The sequence below is a fragment of the Kumtagia sp. genome, from assembly GCF_059502445.1.
Window position 1 is genome coordinate 1 of record NZ_JCACER010000055.1, and the last position, 3,885, is coordinate 3,885.

General features: G+C 70.4%; 3 protein-coding genes. All 3 read left to right on the top strand.

The genetic code is table 11. The annotated features are described in order from the left end of the window. The first annotated feature begins 151 nt into the window (after positions 1-151). From AC5JDC_RS17150 to AC5JDC_RS17160, 3 genes are read left to right on the top strand one after another with little or no spacing between them, the layout of a single operon-like run. A complete protein-coding gene (locus tag AC5JDC_RS17150; protein ID WP_495843017.1) occupies positions 152-1,657 on the top strand; it encodes an ABC transporter ATP-binding protein in 1,506 nt (501 codons plus the stop codon). Further along, the gene (locus AC5JDC_RS17155; protein WP_495843019.1) at positions 1,650-2,777 is read left to right on the top strand and encodes an ABC transporter permease; all 1,128 of its coding nucleotides are present in this window, start codon (positions 1,650-1,652) and stop codon (positions 2,775-2,777) included. The genes AC5JDC_RS17150 and AC5JDC_RS17155 overlap by 8 nt, the downstream gene beginning before the upstream one ends. A gap of 4 nt (positions 2,778-2,781) precedes the next feature. Beyond that, complete coding sequence (locus AC5JDC_RS17160; RefSeq protein WP_495843021.1) at positions 2,782-3,723, top strand: ABC transporter permease; 942 nt, start codon at positions 2,782-2,784, stop codon at positions 3,721-3,723. Positions 3,724-3,885 lie beyond the last annotated feature (162 nt).

Consider the following 3,885-nt stretch of genomic DNA (forward strand, 5'->3'; position numbering starts at 1 on the left):
GCTGTCTGCCGCTCCGATACAACTCATATGCGATAGCCCTGCCCTTGAGGGGAGGCGTTAGGGGTGGGGGTAACCCCACATGCCCTGCCCATGAAAGGGAGAGCAAGTCGGCCGCAGCGCGACGCCCCCGCCGTTCAGGGGTGCCACCGGCATGACGCAGGTGGCGGCGCTCGACCTTGCGGCAGTGTCGAAGAGCTTCGACGGCTTCCCGGCGCTTGCCGGCGCGTCGTTTTCGGTCGCGGCCGGCGAGGTGCATGCGCTGCTCGGCGAGAACGGCGCCGGAAAATCGTCGCTGATGAACGTCGCCGCCGGCCTCTACCGGCCGGACAGCGGCGTCATCCGCATCGACGGGCGCGAGGTGGCGATCGACGGCCCGGTGGCGGCGAAGCGGCTCGGCATCGGCATGGTGCACCAGCACTACAAGCTGGTGAAGGCCTTCAGCGCGGTCGAGAACATCCTGCTCGCCTGCGGCAAGGGGCGCTTTGCCGGCGGCGCCGCCGTGGAGCAGGCGATCCGCGGCCAGGCCGAGGCGATCGGCTTCGAGGTCGATCTCCGGCGGCCGGTCGGCGCGCTGTCGGTCGCCGAGCAGCAGCGCGTCGAGATCCTGAAGGTGCTGGTCGAGGGCGCGCGCATCCTCATCCTCGACGAGCCGAGCGCGGTGCTGACCGACAAGGAGGCCGAGGCGTTGCTCGGCATGATGCGCGAGCTGGCGGCGCAGGGCGCGGCGGTCGTGCTGGTCACGCACAAGCTCGGCGAGGTGAAGCGCTTCGCCGACCGGGTCACGGTGATGCGCGGCGGGCGCACCATCGCCACGGCCGATCCGAAGGCGCGCAGCGTGGCCGAGCTGACCTCCATGATCGTCGGCGAGCTGGTGGCGGAGAAGCGGCATCCGGCGCGAGACGTCGGCGAGCCGATCCTCACGCTGCAAGGTGTCGCGGGCTGCCGTGCCGACGGACACCGGGTGCTCGCGGATGCCAGCTTCGCGCTGCGGCGCGGCGAGATCTACGGCATCGCCGGCGTCGGTGGCAACGGCCAGACGGAGCTGGCGGAGATCCTGATGGGTGTGCGCCGGCCGGTGCAGGGCCGCATCGCGATCGCCGGCACCGGCGACGTCACCCATGACGGCGCCAGCCGGCGCCGCGACCTCGGTCTCGCCTCCATTCCTGCCGACCGCCAGACCTACGGGCTCGCCGGCGAACTCTCGGTCTCCGACAATTATGCCGTCCAGGCGGTGCGCTCGGGCGGCCTCGGCGGCTGGATGCGGGTCGACGGCCGCGCCGCGCAGGCGCAGGCCGCGACCGCCGTGAGCGCCTTCGAAGTGCAGGGCGTGCGCGGGCTGCGGCAGAAGGCGTCGCTGCTGTCCGGCGGCAATGCGCAGAAGCTGGTGATCGCCCGCGAGTTCGCGTCGCAGCCGCGCATCGTCGTCGCCCACAGCCCTAGCCGCGGCCTCGACATGCGCGCCGCCGGCGCGGTGCACCGCCGCCTACGCGAGGCGCGCGACGCCGGCGCCGGGGTGCTCTTGATCAGCGAGGATCTCGACGAGGTGATGCTTCTGTCCGACCGCATCGGGGTGATGAGCGGCGGCCGCATCGTCCGGGAGTTCGACACGCCGGCCGACCGCCAGGCGATCGGCACCGCCATGGTGCATCATGGCTGACATCGGGCACCGCGACATGGCGATCCTCTCCAAGCCGGAGGAAGCCGGCAAGACGGGCCGCGCCCGCATCGGTCGGCTCGGCCTGGAAAGCCGGCAGCATGCGCCGGGCTGGTACCAGGCGCTGGTGCTGGCCTGCGGCGTGCTCGCCGGGCTCGCGGTCTCGGCGCTGATCCTGATGGCGTCGGGCATCGGCCTTGCCGAGCTCGCCAACGAGTTCGTCGTCGCCATCTTCACCAACGCGCAGAACGTCTCGGCGGTGCTCACCCAGGCGGCGCCGCTGCTGATCGCCGGGCTCGCCGCGGCGGTCGCCTTCCGCGTGCGCTTCTGGAACATCGGCATCGAGGGCCAGATGATCATGGGCTCGATCGCCGCCACCGCGGTCGCCATCGGCGACGTCGGGCCGGAGTCTTCGCGGCTCGCGCTGATGATGCTCGCCGCCGCACTCGGCGGCATGGCGTGGATGCTGCTGCCGGCGCTGCTGCGCATAAGATTGTCGGTCAACGAGATCATCTCGACGCTGCTGCTCAACTACGTCGCCTTCAATCTTCTGCTGCACCTGCTCTACGGCCCGTGGAAGGACCCGCGCAGCAGCTTTCCCTATTCGCAGCAGTTCGACGCGGCGGAGCGGCTGGCGCCGCTGGGCTGGCAGACGCTGACCTATGCGCTGCCGCTGGCGCTGGTGCTGGCGGGGCTCACCTGGTGGCTGCTCGACGTCAGCCGCGTCGGCTTCTTCACCCGCGTCATCCACGCCAATCCCAGGATGGCGGCGGCGATGGGCCTGCCGGTGGTGGCGGTCACGCTGGGCGCGGCGCTGCTCTCCGGCGCCCTGGCGGGCGTCGCCGGCTTCGCCGTCAGCGCCGGCGTCGAATACCGGATGACGCAGAGCTTTTTCGTCGGCTACGGCTTTTCCGGCATCCTGATCGCCTTCATGGCGCGCAACAACCCGCTCGGCGCGGTGCTGGTGGCGCTGTTCGTGGCCACCCTGTTCGTCGCCAGCCAGAGCCTGCAGGTGTTCTACCAGATACCGGGCTCGATGGTTCAGCTGATCCAGGCCGTCATGGTGATCGCGGTCGCGTCCTCGGAATTCTTCATCCGCTTCCGCATCCGGCTGGTGAAATAGCGCGATGGTCGACTTCCTGATCAACTGGATCGCCAATGTGCCCGCCTTCGCCGTGCCGTTCGCGCTGGCCGCGCTCGGCCTGATCGTGACGGAGAAATCCGGCGTGCTGTCGCTCGGCGCCGAGGGTTTCATGCTGACGGGCGCCATGGCCGGCGCCGGCGCGTTCCTGGTCATAGGCGGGCTTCCGTTCGCGGCGCTGCTGGTCGCGGCGCTGGCCGCGGCCGCGCTGTCGCTGGTGTTCGCGGCGATGACGGTGACACTCCGGGTCAACCAGGTGATCGCGGGGCTGGCCATCGTCTTCCTGGCGCAGGGGCTGACCGGGCTGATCGCGGCGAAGCAGGGCTGGACCAACCGGCCGGTGGAGGGGCTCGGCCGGCTCGATCTCGGGCCGCTGTCCGACCTTCCGGTGGTCGGGCCGATCCTGTTCTCGCAGGACATCGTCGTCTACCTGACGGTGCCGATCTTCCTCGCCGTCACCTATGTGCTGTCACGTACCATGGTCGGCCTCAGGCTGCGCGCCGTCGGCGACGGCCCGGACGCGGCGGATGCGGCCGGCGTCAATGTCGCGCTCTACCGCTACGGCGCGATCATGGTCGGTGCCGCGCTGGTCGGGCTCGCCGGCGGCTACCTGTCGGTCGGCGTCGCGAAACTGTGGGTCGACGGCATGGCCGGCGGGCGCGGCTGGATCGCCATCGCGCTGGTCATCTTCGCGCGCTGGCAGCCATGGCGGGCGCTGGCGGGCGCGGTGCTGTTCGGCGGCATCGAGGCGCTGATCCCGCGCATCGCCGCCGTCGGCCTGCAGGTGCCGCAATATTTCGTGCTGATGACGCCCTATGTGGCGACGCTCGCCGTCATGGTGTGGGCGAGCCTGCGAGCCGGCGCGCAGAACCGCTTCGACGAGCCGCGCGCGCTCGGCCAGCCGCATCTCAGGGAAGAGCGGCGGTAGGGCGGGGCTTCTTGCACGTTCACGTAGAGAAGACTGCTCGGCGAAGGTCGCTGAGCGCCCCCTCTCCGTCTCGCCCTACGGGCTCGACACCTCTCCCCCACTTTCGTCTACGGCATGCACACATCTCTGAGAACCCAACCTTTGGCGATGGCTCGGAAGTAT

What these genes read in the sequence shown, in the direction of transcription:
- AC5JDC_RS17150 (WP_495843017.1), top strand. Translation starts at nt 152, where the DNA reads ATGACGCAGGTGGCGGCGCTCGACCTTGCGGCAGTGTCGAAGAGCTTC.
- AC5JDC_RS17155 (WP_495843019.1), top strand. Translation starts at nt 1,650, where the DNA reads ATGGCTGACATCGGGCACCGCGACATGGCGATCCTCTCCAAGCCGGAG.
- AC5JDC_RS17160 (WP_495843021.1), top strand. Translation starts at nt 2,782, where the DNA reads ATGGTCGACTTCCTGATCAACTGGATCGCCAATGTGCCCGCCTTCGCC.